The organism is Streptomyces sp. NPDC026522, from assembly GCF_055567555.1.
In genome coordinates, this window is the sequence record NZ_JBVHQF010000006.1 from 264,990 (window position 1) to 282,276 (window position 17,287).

The window sequence follows — 17,287 nt, forward strand, 5'->3', positions numbered from 1 at the left end:
TCACCTGGTGAAGACCGCCCGGGCGATCTCGTCGGGGGCGGCGCCCGCCTCGGCGAGGAGCTCGCCGTCGGCGGACCAGATGCCCGAACGGCCGGACGTACGGTCGAACCCGCCACCCGTCGGGCCCGCGAAGGCCGCGGTGGCGACCCACACGCCGTGGTCCGCGGCGACCCGGCGGGCGCGCTCGCCGTGCAGCCCGGCCTCGTGGCCGGCGTGGACGACCCCGGCCAGGTAGCCGTCGATGCCGAGCGCGGCCGTCTTCGCGGCATGCTCGGGAATGCCGGTGTCGCGACAGACGGCCAGCCCCAGCCGCCACCCGTCCACTTCGATCACGGCGGGTTCGCCCGGCACGAAACGGGCGGACTCGCTGCCGTGCAGGTGGACCTTTCCGTACGCCACGCGCGCACCGGCTCCGTCCACGGCCAGGACGCCGATGCGCGGACCCGGTACGGGTGCGCCGACCAGCGCGAGCGTCCCGGTACCGGCACAGGCGGCGATGATCGGAGCCAGCCGGTCGTCGTCGGGGGAAACCGGCGCCGCCGCGAGCTCGTACCCCGTCAGCGACATCTCGGGGAACACCACCACCCGCGCGTCCGCCGCCCGGACGGCCTCGGCGTGGGCCACCGCGTTGGCCGCCACGTCGTGTGCCGCACACCTCGGCTGCGCCACCGCGACGCTCAATGACTGCTCCACCCTCAACTCCCCTGATCCAGTCCTACCCATCACCCCCACCCTAGGCAACGGCGGCCCTCCGCTTGCCGCCGCGTCGAGCCGGCCGCCGGATATTCCGTGTCGGCCCGGCCGTTGGAGGTGCAGACTCGCCCCATGGCGGACATGGGCGCGTTCCGGGAGGCGGTCGACCACTGGGCGGCCGGCGGTCCCGGCGAACCGGCGGGTGAACTGGCCGCCCGACTGGGGCTGCGGACGGCGGTGCTGGTGGAGGGGCGCAGTGACCTCGCGTCCGTCGAGGCGCTGGCCGCACGGCGCGGGCGGTGCCTGGCCGACGAAGGGGTGTCCGTCGTGCCGATGGGCGGGGCGATGAGTATCAGCCGGTACGCCGGGCTCCTCGGGCCGCCCGGCCTCGGCCTGAACCTGCGGGGACTGTGCGACGAGGGCGAGCAGGACTTCTACGACCGCGGCCTGCGGCGGGCCCGCGCGCCGCACCGGGGCTTCTTCGTGTGCGTGGCGGACCTGGAGGACGAGCTCATCCGCGCGCTGGGCCCGGCGCGGGTCGAGGAGACCATCCGGGCCGAGGGTGATGAGCGCGCCCTGCAGACGTTCCTGCGCCAGCCCGCGCAGCGCGGTCGGCCCCGGCACCAGCAGCTGCGGCGCTTCCTCGGCACGAAGAAGGGCCGCAAGATCCGCTACGGCGGCCTCCTGGTCCAGGCCCTCGACCCCGACCGGATCCCGGCCCCGCTGGACGACCTCCTCACGAGCCTGTGACCGCCGCCCCGGAGCGGGGACCCGGGTGGATCCGAGTATTTGCGCCCCTACCGGTGCGGGGACGGCCCCGAACACTGGGCCATGCGCGGACGACTCCGGATTCTCGCCCTGTTGGCGAGCCCGGTGCCGGCCGCCCAATCGACGGCACCGTGGGCCGCCTGGCTGGGCTGGGACCAGCACCGCGACGTCCACCCGGACGACTCCAGCGGCCTCTTCGTCGTCGGTGTGGGCATGGTCATGATCGGCAGCTCGGTCGTGACCGGCGTCTTCGCGGCCCTTTGGCCTCTTCCGAACGGTGGGCCGGAGACGGGCGGCCGATCAGCTGACCCGCTGTGGGCCGTCGGGGGCGAAGTCGCCCGCACGCGCGTGCGCCTGCCGCCGGGGGTTCGCACGCGGTTGGACAGTTGCCCTGGTCAAGGCACGTGGCGCGCGTGCGGGCGGCATCGAGGGGAGCGACCGATGGACACAGCAGGACCGCCGGACCGCAGGGCTCTGCTGGCCGGCGTACTCGCGGGCGCCACGGTCGGGCTCGTGGGGTGCGCGTCGAGGAGCGGCGCCACGCCGGCGGCCGGCGCCTCGGCGACGGCGCGGCCGGCCACGCCCGCCGCGGCGTTCGCGAGGCTGATGGAAGGAAACGAGCGCTGGGTCAGCGGGGACCTCCAGCATCCCGACCGGGATCCGGACCGGCGTCAGCTGGTGGCCCGGTCGCAGGAGCCGTACGCGGCGGTCCTCGCCTGCATCGACTCCCGGGTCCCGCCCGAGCTGCTCTTCGACACCGGGCTGGGCGACCTCTACGTGATGCGCACGGGCGGGGCGGCGATCGGTCCGGTGGTCACCGGTTCCGTCGAGTACGGGCCCATGACCAGTGGCACTCCGCTGATCGTGGTCCTCGGGCATCAGCGCTGCGGCGCCGTCGAGGCGGCGTACAAGTCGCTTCGTGACGACAAACCGCTGCCCGGCAACCTCCAGGCGATCGTCCGGGCCTTGCAGCCCGCCTACGCGCAGGCGGTGCGGGAAGGCGGCACCGACCCGGTCGAGACCATGGCCCGCGCCCAGGTCACGCTGACCGCGACGGGCCTGCGCTCCAACCAGGACCTCGCCCCGCTCGTCGGGAAGGGCGCCCTCGGCGTGGTCGGCGCCTACTACTCGCTCGACACCGGCAAGGTGCAGGCCCTCTCGGGCCGGCCCTGAACGGCCAGCACCCGGCGGTGGTTGCCCGTGCGGGGGCAGCCGACCTACTCTCGCGGCATGCCGCGCGAGAGGGAAGTGCCGCCGCCGGCCGAGGTGTTGCGCGCGGCCTACGGTGCGTTCGACGCCGTCGTCAGGACGGTCACGAACGAGCGGTCATGGCTGCCGACCGGCTGTGCCGGCTGGTCGGTGCGCGATCTGGTCTTCCACTGCCTGGCCGACGCGCAACGCGGCCTGGTGGCGCTGCACACGCCCGCCGGACGCGCGCCGGACCGGGACGCGGTCAGCTACTGGCAGGACTGGGGCCCGAATCCGGTGGGCGCGGCCAACGGCCGGCGGTTCAACCGGGTCGTCGCCAGCATGTTCCTGCACGTCGAGCAGTTGTGCGCGCTGTATTCGGAGACCGCGGGCGCGATGGTGCACGCCGCGGCCGGTGCCGCGGTCGACCGGCCGGTGGTCACCCAGGGCCACGTGCTGCGCGCGGGGGACCTGATCCGCACGCTGGCCGTCGAGGCGACAATCCACCACCTCGACCTCGTCGAGTTCCTCCCCGACGCGCCGGGCCCTTCGGCAGCGGGGCTCGGCCAGGTGCGCCGGACGCTGGACGGGCTGCTCGGCCGCCCCGTACCGGTGGCGTGGGACGACGCCGCGTACGCGCGCGCGGCGACCGGACGCGCGCCGTTGACCGATGCCGAACGGGACCGCTTGGGCGCGGACGCCGCCCGGTTCCCCCTGTTCGGTTGAACCGGCCGCCGCCCGGCGGCGATAGTGGACAGCGGCCGGATCCTTCCCCCAACGGAGGCGTGGATGAAGCGCGTTGTCTCTCTGATCGTCTCGGCGGCTCTCGGAGCGGGCCTGGTGGCCGTCGGCGCGAGCCCGGCGTCCGCGGACGCCTACGACTGCCGCACCTGGTACAACTCCAGCACCACAGCCGCCGGTACGTGCACCAACGGCACCGGTGAGTTCCGGGTCTACACCAAGTGTGTCCGGACCCTGGCGAAGGACTACACCGTCTACGACCCCACGTGGAACCGGGTGGGCACCACCAGCACGGCCACCTGTTACAGCGGGGGCCGGGCCACCAGCGCGGGCATCCAGGTGCGCTGACCGACGAAGGCCGGGCCGCGCGGCGAGCGCGCGGTCCGCGCCGTCGTCAGCACGTGACTCCAGTCACTTGAGTCACGGATGAGACATGCCTTCCGGGGGCACCGGGCACGAGCGGGGATTCCCAGGTCACCGTGGGTCCGCCGCGGTGCCGGAACCGGAGGTACAGCGCGCCGTGTCGGAGCAACAGACGATTCACACAGCCGGGACCTGGCGGTCCGCGGTCTCGGGGGCCACCAGGGAGATCCTGGACCCCGCGGACGCCACCGTCCTCGCCGTGGTCGCCGAGGGTGACGCCGCCGACACGGACGCGGCCGTCAGCGCCGCCCGGGCCGCCTTCGACGGCGGACCGTGGCCGCGCACCCCGGTCGCCGAACGCGCGGCGCTGCTGCGCCGGACCGCCGACCTGCTCCAACGTGACCGGGAGCACATCGGCCTGCTGGAGAGCCGGGACGCGGGCAAGACGCTCGAAGAGGGCCGCGTGGACGTGGACTGCGTCAGCGACGCCTTCCGCTACTTCGCGGACCTCGTCACCGCGGAGGGCGCCGGCCGGGTCGTGGACGCCGGCTCCCCCGGCATCCACAGCGTCGTCGTCCACGAGCCGGTCGGGGTGTGCGCCCTGATCACCCCGTGGAACTATCCGCTGCTCCAGGCCAGCTGGAAGATCGCCCCGGCCCTGGCGGCGGGCAACACCTTCGTCATCAAGCCGAGCGAGCTCACCCCGCTGACCACGGTGGCCCTGATCAAACTGCTGGTGGAGGCCGGCCTGCCCGCCGGAGTCGCCAATCTGGTCACCGGCCCCGGCGATCCGGTGGGCGCCCGCCTCGCCGCCCACCCCGATGTCGACCTGGTCTCCTTCACCGGCGGCCTCGCCAGCGGCACGAAGGTCATGCGGGCGGCCGCCGACAGCGTGAAGAAGGTCGCCCTCGAACTCGGCGGCAAGAACCCCAACGTCGTCTTCGCCGACGCCTGCGCCACCGATGAGGGCTTCGACACCGCCGTCGACCAGGCCCTCAACGCCGCCTTCATCCACAGCGGCCAGGTGTGCTCGGCCGGCTCCCGGCTGATCGTAGAAGAACCGCTGCGCGAGCGGTTCGTCGCCGAACTCGCCCGCCGCGCCGAGAAGATCCGACTCGGCCGGGGCACGGACCCGGGGGTCGAGTGCGGCCCGCTGGTCTCGGCGGCCCAGCTCGACCGGACGCAGTCGTACGTGGCCTCCGCGCTCGCCGAGGGAGCCGTTCTGCGCGCCGGCGGCGAACGCCCCGAGGGGCCCGGGTACTTCTACCGTCCGACCGTCCTCGACCGCTGCAACCGGCGGATGCGCGTCGTACGCGAGGAGGTCTTCGGGCCGGTCCTGACCGTCGAGACGTTCCGCACCGAGGACGAGGCCGTCGCCCTCGCCAACGACACCGAGTACGGCCTCGCGGGCGGCGTCTGGACCGCGGACCAGGGCCGCGCCCGCCGGGTGGCCGGGCTGCTGCGCCACGGCACCGTATGGATCAACGACTTCCACCCCTACCTGCCACAGGCCGAGTGGGGCGGCTTCGGGAAGTCCGGCATCGGCCGTGAGCTCGGCCCGTCGGGGCTGGCCGAGTACCGGGAGACCAAGCACGTGTACCAGAACCTCGCTCCGCGCCCCGTGCGCTGGTTCGCGGGCTGACGGGGGGGCAGGAGATACATGACCACCACCACGCACCACCCCGACCGGCACGAGCACGAGGGCGACCACGGGCACGAGTACGACTACGTCGTCATCGGCGGCGGCACCGCCGGCTCCGTGATCGCGTCCCGGCTCACCGAGGACCCCGGTGTCACCGTCGCCGTCATCGAGGGCGGCCCGAGCGACGTCGACCGCCCCGACGTCCTGACCCTGCGCCGCTGGATGGGCCTGCTCGGCGGGGAGCTCGACTACGACTACCCCACCACCGAGCAGCCGCGCGGCAACTCGCACATCAGGCACAGCCGGGCCCGCGTCCTGGGCGGCTGCTCCTCGCACAACACCCTCATCGCCTTCAAGCCGCTGCCGTCCGACTGGGACGAGTGGGCGGACGCGGGCGCCGACGGCTGGCACGCGGCGGCCATGGACCCGTACTTCGGCCGGCTCCTCAACAACATCGTGCCGGTGGGTGAGGCGGACCGGAACGCCATCGCACGCGACTTCGTGGACGCGGCGCAGGACGCGCTGGGCGTGCCCCTGATCGACGGCTTCAACCGCAAGCCGTTCCACGAGGGCGCCGGGTTCTTCGACCTCGCCTACCACCCGGAGGACAACAAGCGTTCGTCGGCGTCGGTGGCCTACCTCCACCCCGTCATGGACGACCGGCCCAATCTGCGGCTGCTGCTGGAGACCTGGGCCTACCGCCTGGAGCTGGACGGCACCCGGGCGCGCGGCGTGCACGTCCGTGCCAAGGACGGCAGCCGGTCGCTGATCACCGCCCGCCGCGAGGTACTGGTGTGCGCGGGCGCCGTCGACACCCCGCGGCTGCTGCTGCACTCCGGCATCGGCCCGCGCCGTGACCTGGAGGCGCTCGGCATCCCGGTCCGCCACGATCTGCCCGGCGTCGGCGAGAACCTGCTCGACCACCCCGAATCGGTGATCGTCTGGGAGACGGACGGTCCGATCCCGGAGAACTCGGCGATGGACAGCGACGCGGGACTGTTCGTCCGGCGCGACCCGGACTCCCCCGGGCCCGACCTGATGTTCCACTTCTACCAGATCCCCTTCACCGACAACCCGGAGCGGCTCGGCTACGAGCGCCCGGCGCACGGCGTGTCGCTGACCCCGAACATCCCCAAGCCGCGCAGCCGCGGCCGCCTCTACCTCACCAGTGCGGACCCCGAGGTCAAACCGGCCCTGGACTTCCGTTACTTCACGGACGAGGAGGACTACGACGCCCGCACGCTGGTGGACGGGATCAAGCTGGCCCGCGAGATAGCCGCGACCGAGCCGCTGGCCGGATGGCTGCGGCGCGAGGTCTGCCCGGGCCCCGGGATCACCGGCGACGAGGAGCTGAGCGCGTACGCCCGCTCGGTGGCACACACCGTCTACCACCCGGCCGGCACCTGCAAGATGGGCGCCGCCGACGACGAAAGGGCCGTTGTGGCACCCGACTTGAAGGTGCGCGGCCTCGACGGCCTGCGCATCGCCGACGCGTCCGTCTTCCCGACGATGCCCGCCGTCAACCCGATGATCGGAGTCCTCATGGTCGGCGAGAAGGCCGCCGATCTGCTGCGCGGCGGTGATGCCCGGTGACCGCGACCACCCTGACCGGTGCGGCCGTGCCCGGCGCCGGATCCACCGACTCCACCGAGTCCCCCGTCTTTTCCGTCGAAGGCCTGTGGAAGGTCTTCGGCCCCCAGCGCAAGGCCGCCCGGGTCCCGGGCTCGGAGTACGCCGCCCTGCCCGCCGCCGAGCTGCGCGAGCGGACGGGCTGTACCGCTGCCGTGCGCGACGTCGGCTTCGACGTCCGCAAGGGCGAGGTCTTCGTCGTCATGGGCCTGTCCGGCTCCGGCAAGTCCACCCTGGTGCGCTGCATGACCCGGCTGATCGAGCCGACGGCCGGCTCCCTCGCCATCGACGGCGAGGACGTCCTCGCCATGGACCGGGCCCGGCTGCGCGAGCTGCGGCGCCACCGCGCCGCCATGGTCTTCCAGCACTTCGGCCTGCTGCCGCACCGCACCGTGCTCGACAACGTGGCGTACGGGCTGGAGATCCAGGGCATGAACCGCGCCGAACGGCGGGCCAGGGCCGCGGAGATGGTCGCCAAGGTCGGCCTCGAAGGCCTTGAGGGCCGCCGGCCCGGCCAGCTCTCCGGCGGCCAGCAGCAGCGCGTCGGCCTGGCCCGCGCCCTGGCCGCCGATCCCGAAGTCCTCCTGTTCGACGAACCGTTCAGCGCGCTCGACCCGCTGATCCGCCGGGAGATGCAGGACGAGGTGGCCCGGCTCCACCACGACGAGGGCCGCACGATGGTCTTCATCACCCACGACCTGACCGAGGCGCTGCGCCTCGGCGACCGGATCGCCCTGATGCGCGACGGCCGGATCGTGCAGTTGGGCACGCCCGAGGAGATCGTCGGCTCGCCCGCGGACGACTACGTACGGGACTTCGTCCGCGACGTGCCGCGCGAGCAGGTGATCACCGTACGCAGCGCGATGCGCCCCGCGGTGGCCGACGAGGCCGCCCAGGGTCCGGCGCTGGCCCCCGCCACCACCGTGGTGGAGGCCATCGAGGCCGTCGCACGCAACGGCGGCCCGGCGCGGATCGTCGACCACGGCCGCTGCCTCGGCGTCGTCGACGACGCGGGGCTGCTCGCCGTGGTGGCCGGTCTGCCGGCGCCGCACGGCCGGGGGGTGGCGGCATGACGGCCCGCACCCGCTGCGCCGCCCCTGTCCCCGGCACCGGGCGGTGGTGCGGATGACGGCGACGACCACACCCGTACGCGAGCCGGGCCCGCCGGGCCGGCTGCCGGTGGAACCTGCCGGACCTGCCGGAACCCGGCGGCCGGACGACAGCGGACGGTCCGGCCGCGAGCCGTCCGCGGCCGGTTCGCCCGGAGGCCGCCTGCGGACGCTACTGCTCCAGCACCGCGCCGGCCGCAGGGTCCTGCCCCTCGCCGTCGTCGCCGTGCTGCTCGTGCCCTTCGCGATCTACTACCCCGGCGCCGCCTCCTGGCCCGCCTCGCTGGCCGTCGACGTGTCCGGGCCGCTCGGCCGGGCCGGTGACTGGATCATCGACAACCGGGACAGCCACCCGCTCTTCCTCTACTTCTTCGGGCACGTCAGCAACGCCGTGGTGGTGTCGGTCCGCGCGGTGTACGTGGTGCTGCTCGCCGCCGGCTGGCCGGGCGTGACCGCCCTGGCCGGCCTGGTGGCACTGCGTCTCGCCGGCGCCCGGCTCGCCCTGACCTGCGTCGCCGCGTTCGCCGCCTGCGGGCTGCTCGGCATGTGGGTGCCCACCATGCAGACGCTGGCCCTGATGGTCGTGGCCGTCGCCGCCTCCGTGGTGGTCGGCGCGCTGCTCGGGCTCGTCGCCGGGACGTCGGCCCGCGCCGACCGCGCCCTGCGCCCCGTGTTCGACACCATGCAGGTGCTGCCCGCCTTCGCGTACCTGCTGCCCATGGTGCTGGTGTTCGGCATCGGCGTGCCCGCCGCCGTCCTGGCGACCGTGGTGTACGCGGCTCCGCCGATGGCCCGGCTGACCGCGCTCGGCCTGCGCGAGGCCGACGCCGGGGTGCTGGAGGCCGCGGCCTCGCTCGGCGCGACGGGGCGCCAGCGCCTCCTCACCGCGCGGCTCCCGCTGGCCCGGCGCCAGCTGATGCTGGGGGTCAACCAGGCCATCATGACGGCGCTGTCCATGGCCGTGATCGCTTCGGTGATCGGCGCCGGCGGCCTCGGCGACCGGGTGTACCAGGCACTCGCCTCGGTCGACGTCGGTGCGGCGCTCGCCGCCGGCATCCCCATCGTGCTGCTCGCGGTGGTCCTCGACCGGACCGCCGACGCGGCGGGCAGCCGACTGGGCACCGCCCGGGGGCCGGCCGACCGGCAGCACCTGCTGCGCCGGGTGTTCGCCGGCTGGTACGGATGGCTGCTGACGCTGCTCGCGGCGGTCGCCGTGGCCGTCGCGGGCCGGATGGCCGGCACCTCCCAGTGGCCCGGTTCCTGGACCGTACCGATCGCGGAGCCCGTGAACCGGGCGGTCGCCTGGATGACCGGGCACCTCTACTCGGGGGTCCCGGTGGTCGGCGGCACCGCCGACTGGGCGGCCCGCTTCACCGGCTGGATCCTCGACCCGCTGCGCTCCGGACTGCAGGCCACGCCCTGGTGGCTGCTCCTGGCCCTGGTCGGCGCCCTCGGCCTGCTCGTCGGTACCTGGCGCACCGCGCTGACCGCCGTCCTCGCCCTGGCCGCCATCGGTGTCCTCGGCGTGTGGGAGCCGTCCCTCGACACCCTCTCCCAGGTGCTGGCCGCGGTCGCCGTGACCCTCGTACTCGGTTTCGCCGTCGCTGTCGGCGCGGCCCGCAGCGCCCGCGTGCAGCGCCTGCTGCGGCCGGTGCTCGACGTGTGCCAGACCATGCCGCAGTTCGTCTACCTGATCCCGGTGGTCGCGCTGTTCGGCGTCGGGCGGGCGCCCGCCGCGGCGGCCGCCGTCGTGTACGCGCTGCCCGCCGTGGTGCGCATCAGCACCGAGGGCCTGCGCGGGGTCAGCCCGGCGGCGCTCGAATCGGCCCGCTCGCTCGGCGCGACCGGTGCGCAGCAGCTGCGCCAGGTCCAGCTCCCGCTGGCCCGGCCGGCGCTGCTGCTCGCCGTGAACCAGGCGGTGGTACTGGTCCTCGCCGTCGTCATCATCGGCGGCCTGGTCGGCGGTGGCGCGCTGGGCTACGACGTCGTCCTCGGCCTGGCCCAGGGCGACCTGGCCACCGGGCTGGTGGCCGGCGCCGCGATCGTCTGCCTCGGCCTGCTGCTCGACCGCGTCACCCAGCCCGCGAAGGAGGCCTGACATGCGGATCCCCCACCACGGGCGGCGCACCGTCCGAGGCCGGCGCACCGTCGCCGCCCTGGCCGCCACGGCGTCCCTCGTCGCCCTCACCGGCTGCGGGGCGGCGGACATGACCCGCCAGGCCTCTCCGTACGCCGCCGCGCAGGGCGCGAAGACCGTCACCCTCTCCGTCCAGTCCTGGGTCGGAGCGCAGGCGAACACCGCCGTCGCGGCGTACCTGCTCGAACACGAGCTGGGCTACCGCGTCGACACCGTCCAGGTGGACGAGGTGCCCGCCTGGGACGCGCTCAGCCAGGGGCGGGTCGACGCGATCCTGGAGGACTGGGGACACCCGGAGCAGGAGAAACGGTACGTCGAAGGCAAGAGGACGATCACGCCGGGCGGTGACCTGGGCGTGACCGGCCACATCGGCTGGTTCGTCCCGACGTACTTCGCCGAGGAGCATCCGGACGTCACCGACTGGAAGAACCTCGGCAAGTACGCCGGTGAACTGCGCACCGCCGAGAGCCGCGGCAAGGGCCAGCTGATGGACGGCTCCCCGTCGTACGTCACGAACGACAAGGCGCTGGTGAAGAACCTCGGGCTCGACTACGAGGTCGTCTTCGCCGGATCTGAGGCGGCGCAGATCACCCAGATCAGGCAGTTCGCCAAGGAGCACAAGCCGTTCCTGACCTACTGGTACGAGCCGCAGTGGCTGTTCGAGCGGGTCCCGATGACGGAGGTGAAGCTGCCCGAGCACCGGGACGGGTGTGACGCGGACCCGGAGAAGGTGAACTGCGCCTACCCGCGCACGCCGTTGCAGAAGTACCTGAACACGCGCTTCGCGCAGAAGGGCGGGAAGGCGGCCTCGTTCCTGAAGAAGTTCCACTGGACCGCCGAGGAGCAGAACGAGGTGGCGTTGATGATCGCCGAGGAGAAGCTGTCGCCCGAGCAGGCCGCCCGGAAGTGGGTGGAGCGCAACGAGCAGGTGTGGCGGCCCTGGACGCGCTGATCCGCCCCGTGCGCCGGTGCGGGCCGCTCGCCGGGCTCGGCCATTCGGCTTGAAGTCGCCGGTGGCCGGGGAGGTGACGAGACGCGAAGGCGCCGTCTCCCTACCTTCGTGGGTGTTCCTTGCCCGATCGAAAAAGGTGGATCCGTGCGCTCTGTACGTTCTCTCGTCACCCTCCTCGCCGCCGGCGTCGTCATCTTCGGCGGCGCCTCCGCCGCCAGCGCGGACGTGAACGTCACCTACCAGCCCGAGCCCTCGTACACGTTCGTCTTCGGGAACTGGCTCCAGTTCGCGGCCGACGACGTGTTCAACGCGGGCCACGACAACACGGTCGGCTCCAACAACTGACAGCGACGGCACACACGGGTGCACAATCGTTTACCCTGGGGGTAAACAGTTGTGCACCCTTGCCGTGTCCCGCTCTCGCACCGCTCCTGGAGCAGCATGCCCTCCGCGATATCCGCACCCGACGCGGCCCCCGCTCGCTCCCCGCGCCCCCGGGCCGTCGTCCCCGTCCTCGCCTTCTGCGGCGTGGTCGTCGCCGTCATGCAGACCCTCGTGGTCCCCCTGCTGCCGCACGTGCCGGACCTGACGGGTGCGAGCCCCGGCGCCGCCGGCTGGCTGGTGACCATCACCCTCCTGACCGGCGCGGTCTTCACCCCGGTGCTCGGCCGCGTGGGTGACATGTACGGGAAGCGGCGGGTGCTGCTCGCCTCACTGGGCGTGCTCACCGTCGGTTCCGTGCTCTGCGCGGTCAGCTCCGACATCGGCGTGCTGATCACCGGGCGGGCCCTTCAGGGCGCGGCCCTCGCGGTGATCCCCCTGGGCATCAGCATCATCCGCGACGAACTGCCCGCCGACCGGGTGCTGCCGTCGATCGCCCTCATGAGCTCGACGCTCGGCATCGGCGCGGCGATAGGCCTGCCGGTGGCCGCGGTGGTCATGGAGAACTTCGACTGGCACACCATGTTCTGGGCATCGGCCGCCCTCGGCCTGCTCGATCTGCTCCTGGTGCTGTGGATCGTCCCCGAGTCCCCGGTGCGCTCCCGCGGCAGCTTCGACGTCCTGGGGACCCTCGGGCTGGCCGGTTCCCTGGTCGGGCTGCTGCTCGCGATCACCCGGGGCGCGGACTGGGGCTGGACCTCCGCCCGCACGCTCGGCCTGCTCGGTGCTTCCGTCGCCGTAGGCCTGTTGTGGGGGTGGTTCGAACTGCGCACCCGCTCCCCCATGGTGGACCTGCGGGTGTCCGCCCGGCCGGCGGTGCTGCTCACCAATGTCGCGGCCCTGCTGATCGGTTTCGCCTTCTACGCGAACTCCCTGGTCACCGGCCAGATGGTGCAGGAGCCCACGAGCACGGGATACGGGCTCGGCGCCTCCATCGTGGTGAGCGGCCTGTGTCTGCTGCCCGGCGGCCTGGCCATGGTCGCCCTCTCCCCCGTCTCCGCGCGGATCTCCGCCGCGTACGGGCCCCGTACTGCGCTCGCGCTCGCCGCCGTCGTCATGGCCGTCGGCTACGTGCTCCGCTTCTTCACCAGCCACAGCCTCTGGCTGATCGTGGCCGGCGCCACGGTGGTGGCCTCCGGCACCGCGATCGCGTACTCGGCGCTGCCCGCCCTCGTCATGCGGGCCGTGCCGGTGAGCGAGACGGCCGCGGCCAACGGGCTCAACACCCTGATGCGCTCGGTCGGCCAGGCCTGCTGCAGCGCCGTGGTCGCCGCCGTGCTGGCCCACGTGACGTTCATGGCCGGCGGCCGCCCCGCCCCGACCCTGCACGCCTACCTGCTGATCTTCCTGATCGCCGCCGGAGCAGCGCTCGCGGCCCTGTGCGCCACGCTCTTCCTGCCGTCGGACCGGCCCGCGGGCGGTGCCGTGCGCGACCGCGGTTCCCGGGGCGGTACGGTCCCGGTGTCAGCGTCCGTGACCGCCGCCCGGGAGAGCGCATGAGCAGCACCGACGGATCCGTCACCGCCACGGCCGGCACGGAGGGCGCTGCCGAGACCGGAGGGGAGGACGCCGCCGAGACCGGACGCGAGGCCATCGTGCGCGCCGCGCGCCGGGCGTTCACGCTGCGGCCGTACGGCGAGGTCACGATGCGCGGCATCGCCGCCGCCGCCGGAGTGAGCCCGTCGCTCATCGTGAAACGGTTCGGCAGCAAGGAAGCCCTGTTCAACACGGTCGCCGACTTCCGGGCGGCCGCCGACGAGCTCTTCGCCGCTCCGCCGCCCGTACTCGGCCGGCACCTGGTGCTGACCATGGTCGAGCTGCGCGACCGGTTCCGCGGGGACCCGCTGCTGCGGGTGGTGTTCTCCCTGGGCATCGAGGACGAGCGCACCCTGCTGCGCGCACGGTTCCGCGAGCAGGTCACCGACCGGCTGGCCGCGGCCCTCACCGGGCCCGACGCCCAGCTGCGGGCCGAGCTGATCGCCGGCCAGCTGCTGGGGCTGGGCGCCACCTTGAGCCTGCACCGGCCGGACGGCGCCGGCGCCCGGGCCGGCGCCGAACGGCTGGCGGACCTGTACGCGCCGGGCCTCCAGCGGCTCATCGACGGCGCCTGACCCGGCGCCGCGAGGGCCGCCCACCGGGCGGGGCTGGTCTTCGGTGCCCGAGCCCGCTCATGGAGAACGCCAATCGGTGGCATGTACAGTTCAGTAGCCCCGACGGCGATCACCGGACTGCCGCGCGTTCCGAGAAGGCGGTCACAGCATGAAAGCGGGCGTAGCCGCGAACGGCGCACAGCCGCGCCTGGCCGTGCTCGACGGCATCCGGATCCTAGCCGCCCTCGCCGTCGCCTTCTACCACTACACCGCCCTAGAAAGCGCATGGGACAAACCGACCGACGCCGTATTCCCCGGTGCCCACCGCTTCACGGTGTACGGCTGGCTGGGCGTCGAAATCTTCTTCCTGGTCAGCGGCTTCGTCATATGCATGAGCGCCTGGGGCCGTTCCGTGGGGGACTTCGCGGTATCCAGGTTCGCGCGCCTCTTCCCGGCCTACTGGGCCGGGATCATCTTCACCTCGGTCACGCTGTTCACCTGGCCCGAGGTACGAAAGCTGCCCGCTCTCAGTGATGTCGTGGTCAACCTGTCCATGCTCCAGGGCGGATTGCGCATCCCGCACGTCGACGACGTGTACTGGACGCTCTTCGTCGAGCTGAAGTTCTATGTACTTTTTGCCGTCGTGGTCATGTGCGGCGTGACGTACCGCAATTGCGTCCTGTTCTGCGGGCTGTGGACGATTTCCGGGGTGGTTTCCGCCACGGCGGACAGCGGACTGCTGTCGTTCTTCGCCTTCCCGTCGTTCTCCCCGTACTTCATCGCCGGCATCGCCTTCTATCTGATGCGCAGATTCCGTCCGAGCGCCGTTCTGTGGGCCATCGTCGGTATCCAGTTCGTGCTGGCGCAGCAGTACGTCCGCGCCCGGATGGTCTCCAACCTGGGCAGCGCCGTCGCCGGGCGGACCCCCGCCTGGCCCGCCCACGCGCTCATCACCCTCGGCTTCGTCGTCATGGCGGCCTGCGCCCTGGGCGCGCTCGACGCCGTCCGGTGGCGCTGGCTCCCGCACGCGGGCGCGCTCACGTACCCGTTCTACCTGATCCACATGATGGCCGGACTGACACTCATCCACCGTTTCCGCGGCCAAGTTCCTCCCCTCGCCCTGGTCCTCGGGGTCACCGCCCTCATGCTCACCCTCGCGTGGGCCATCCACCGGCTGGTCGAAAAGCCGCTGGGCCAAAGGCTGCGCCGCGCACTGCACCGCGGCCTGCAGGACATCCGCGGGCACAGCCCCGCCCCGTCGCCGCTGCCCCGGATTCCCGCCCAGGCGTCCGCGCCCGCGGCCGAACGGACGTCCTCCCCCCGTCCGTAGGCCCCGCCACCCGTGACCTGCGAGAACGATCATCGCCACCCAGCACTCGACCGGACGGCAGTCGGCTGTACCGTCGGCCATGGACCACATCCCGCCACGGGGAATAGTCGATCTGCGCGGTGACCGCGACACCGACGTCCGCCTGTCCTACCCGCACGACGCCGTCGTCGTCGTGGCCGGGCTCCCCGGCAGCGGGAAGAGCACGCTGCTCCACGCGTGGGCCGCGGCCGCCACCGTCCTCGATCCGCGCGCCACCCGCACCGCCTGTGAAGCGCTGATGCCGTCCTGGCTCCCCTACGCGGTGTACCGGCCGTGGGCGCGACTGCGGCACATGCGGTGGATACGTACGGAGATACGCGGCGGCGCGCACCCGCTGCTCGTCCACGACTGCGGCAGCAGGGCCTGGATGCGCCGGTGGCTGGCCCACCACACCGACCGGGCCGGGCGGCCCCTGCACATGGTCGTGCTCGACGTCGGTCCCCACGAGGCGCTGTCCGGCCAGCGTGCCCGCAGGCGACTGACCTCGCGCCGCGTCTTCGCCACCCACCGCAGGGGCCTGGCGCGACTGCTGACCGGCGTCGAACGCGACGGCCTGGCGGCAGCCTCCGGGCTCACCTCCCTGGTGCTGCTCGACCGCGGCTCCCGGGACCGCGTCCTGCGGGTGCGGTTCGGCCCGCGGCCCCGCCGGGGCTGAACACGCCGCCGCACGACGGCGGGCGGGCGACAGTACGCCCGCGGGAGACGGCCGGGGGCGGCTGTGGATTGGCTGTGAAGCGACGCGAGGCAGGACTCGGGGTGCGGGAGGAGTGCGGACAAGTTCTATATTCGTACGAACCATCCACACGCGGCCCTGCTGCGGTGAGCAGGGGGGACGACAGCGATGGCCGACACCGACGCCGCCGCGGGCACCCGGGCGGAGTCCCGCAGCAGCCTCAAGGTGCGCCGCAAGGCGCAGAACCGCAAGCGGCTGGGCATAGCCGGGGCCGTCGTCTCCCTGGCCGGGGCCGCCGCCACCGCGTACGCCTTCACGCTGGGCGGCGCCTCCGGGTCCGCCCAGCGGGAGGCCAAGCTCGCGGCACCGGGCGCGGCGGCCAACGGGGCCGCCGGCGCGAAGGGCCCGGAGCAGCCCTGGGACGGCAAGGTCAAGGTCCTCGGAGACGGCTCCACCTCCTACACCGGCCCGCAGCCCGGGCAGCTCAAGCCCGAGCGGCTCAAGCCGGGCGAGAAGCCGCCGCAGTTCGTGGTGTTCTCCTGGGACGGCGCGCTCGAAGGCGACGACCACCTCTTCTCGCACTTCCGCCGGGTGGCCCAGGAGAGCAACGCCCACATGACCTTCTTCCTCACCGGCATCTACCTGCTGCCGGACAGCAAGAAGTCGCTCTACCACCCGCCCCAGCACAACCCGGGCGCGTCCGCCATCTCGTACCCGACCGTCCCGCACGTGCAGTCCACGCTCGCGCAGCTGCGCGGCGCCTGGGCCGACGGCGACGAGATCGGCTCGCACTTCAACGGCCACTTCTGCGGGCCCAAGGGCGGCGGGGACTGGAGCCCCGACGAGTGGAAGAGCGAGATCGACCAGACGTACTCCTTCGTGAAGAACTGGAAGACCAACACCGGATTCACCAAGGAGGCACCCCTGCCCTTCGACCCCGACCGGGAAGTGGTCGGCGGCCGTGCGCCCTGCCTGGAGGGCCAGAAGAACCTGCTGACCGCCATCAAGCCGTACGGCTGGCGCTATGACGCGAGCTCGTCGGGAGACTTCCAGCTGTGGCCGTCCAAGCTGGACGGCATATGGAACTTCCCCCTCCAGCTGGTGCCGCTCCAGGGCAAGGAGGTGCAGGTCCTGTCCATGGACTTCAACTTCCTCTACAACCAGTCCGGCGACAGCACCCAGGGCGACCCGGCGAAGTACGCGGCGTGGCAGGCGCAGACCCGCGCCTCGTACCTGAACGGTTTCAACCGCGTCTACAACGGCAGCCGGGCGCCGATGTTCATCGGCAACCACTTCGAGGACTGGAACGGCGGCATCTACATGAAGGCCGTCGAGGACGTGATGCGGGACGTCTGCCCGCGCCAGGACGTGCGCTGCGTCTCGTTCCGGGAGCTGTCGGACTGGCTCGACGCCCAGGACCCGAAGGTGTTGGCCCAGCTGCGGATGCTCGACCCGGCGCAGGCGCCGGACTGGACCACGTTGATCAAGTAGT

The 17,287-nt window shown here is 72.9% G+C and carries 16 protein-coding genes; 15 read left to right on the forward strand and 1 reads right to left on the reverse strand.

Going from position 1 to position 17,287, the window contains the following annotated elements:
• Positions 1-693: a carbon-nitrogen hydrolase family protein gene (locus ACZ4M3_RS17825; protein WP_467733588.1), complete on the reverse strand. Its 693-nt coding sequence runs from the start codon at positions 691-693 to the stop codon at positions 1-3.
• Positions 694-825: 132 nt separating this feature from the next.
• On the opposite strand from ACZ4M3_RS17825, the gene ACZ4M3_RS17830 reads away from it, so the two are divergent.
• The 15 genes from ACZ4M3_RS17830 (at position 826) to ACZ4M3_RS17900 (ending at position 17,286) form a co-directional block, all read left to right on the forward strand.
• Positions 826-1,443, forward strand: a complete 618-nt coding sequence (locus ACZ4M3_RS17830) for a TOPRIM nucleotidyl transferase/hydrolase domain-containing protein (RefSeq protein ID WP_467733590.1) — start codon at positions 826-828, stop codon at positions 1,441-1,443.
• A 459-nt stretch (positions 1,444-1,902) separates the two neighbouring features.
• Entirely contained in the window at positions 1,903-2,634 is a 732-nt protein-coding gene (locus ACZ4M3_RS17835) for a carbonic anhydrase (protein WP_467733592.1), read from the forward strand.
• Positions 2,635-2,691: 57 nt separating this feature from the next.
• Positions 2,692-3,375, forward strand: a complete 684-nt coding sequence (locus tag ACZ4M3_RS17840; protein ID WP_467733594.1) for a maleylpyruvate isomerase N-terminal domain-containing protein — start codon at positions 2,692-2,694, stop codon at positions 3,373-3,375.
• Positions 3,376-3,438: 63 nt separating this feature from the next.
• The gene (locus tag ACZ4M3_RS17845) at positions 3,439-3,738 is read left to right on the forward strand and encodes a hypothetical protein (RefSeq protein WP_467733596.1); all 300 of its coding nucleotides are present in this window, start codon (positions 3,439-3,441) and stop codon (positions 3,736-3,738) included.
• Between the two features lie 172 nt (positions 3,739-3,910).
• Positions 3,911-5,395, forward strand: coding sequence for an aldehyde dehydrogenase family protein (locus ACZ4M3_RS17850; RefSeq protein WP_467733598.1), 1,485 nt, complete (start codon positions 3,911-3,913; stop codon positions 5,393-5,395).
• An 18-nt stretch (positions 5,396-5,413) separates the two neighbouring features.
• Entirely contained in the window at positions 5,414-6,988 is a 1,575-nt protein-coding gene (locus ACZ4M3_RS17855) for a GMC family oxidoreductase (RefSeq protein ID WP_467733600.1), read from the forward strand.
• Positions 6,985-8,097 (forward strand): quaternary amine ABC transporter ATP-binding protein, encoded by a 1,113-nt coding sequence (locus tag ACZ4M3_RS17860; protein ID WP_467733602.1) that lies wholly within the window; start codon positions 6,985-6,987, stop codon positions 8,095-8,097. Before ACZ4M3_RS17855 ends, ACZ4M3_RS17860 begins: the two co-directional genes overlap by 4 nt.
• Before the next feature lie 52 nt (positions 8,098-8,149).
• Entirely contained in the window at positions 8,150-10,231 is a 2,082-nt protein-coding gene (locus ACZ4M3_RS17865) for an ABC transporter permease subunit (protein WP_467733604.1), read from the forward strand.
• A gap of 1 nt (position 10,232) precedes the next feature.
• The gene (locus ACZ4M3_RS17870) at positions 10,233-11,222 is read left to right on the forward strand and encodes an ABC transporter substrate-binding protein (RefSeq protein ID WP_467733606.1); all 990 of its coding nucleotides are present in this window, start codon (positions 10,233-10,235) and stop codon (positions 11,220-11,222) included.
• 144 nt (positions 11,223-11,366) lie between these two features.
• Entirely contained in the window at positions 11,367-11,567 is a 201-nt protein-coding gene (locus ACZ4M3_RS17875; protein ID WP_467733608.1) for a hypothetical protein, read from the forward strand.
• A 96-nt stretch (positions 11,568-11,663) separates the two neighbouring features.
• The gene (locus ACZ4M3_RS17880) at positions 11,664-13,163 is read left to right on the forward strand and encodes an MFS transporter (RefSeq protein ID WP_467733610.1); all 1,500 of its coding nucleotides are present in this window, start codon (positions 11,664-11,666) and stop codon (positions 13,161-13,163) included.
• The gene (locus tag ACZ4M3_RS17885; RefSeq protein ID WP_467733612.1) at positions 13,160-13,774 is read left to right on the forward strand and encodes a TetR/AcrR family transcriptional regulator; all 615 of its coding nucleotides are present in this window, start codon (positions 13,160-13,162) and stop codon (positions 13,772-13,774) included. The genes ACZ4M3_RS17880 and ACZ4M3_RS17885 overlap by 4 nt, the downstream gene beginning before the upstream one ends.
• A gap of 148 nt (positions 13,775-13,922) precedes the next feature.
• Positions 13,923-15,083, forward strand: coding sequence for an acyltransferase family protein (locus ACZ4M3_RS17890; RefSeq protein WP_467733614.1), 1,161 nt, complete (start codon positions 13,923-13,925; stop codon positions 15,081-15,083).
• Between the two features lie 79 nt (positions 15,084-15,162).
• Positions 15,163-15,777: an AAA family ATPase gene (locus ACZ4M3_RS17895; protein ID WP_467733616.1), complete on the forward strand. Its 615-nt coding sequence runs from the start codon at positions 15,163-15,165 to the stop codon at positions 15,775-15,777.
• Positions 15,778-15,963: 186 nt separating this feature from the next.
• Positions 15,964-17,286 (forward strand): polysaccharide deacetylase family protein, encoded by a 1,323-nt coding sequence (locus ACZ4M3_RS17900; protein ID WP_467733618.1) that lies wholly within the window; start codon positions 15,964-15,966, stop codon positions 17,284-17,286.
• Position 17,287: the final 1 nt, after the last annotated feature.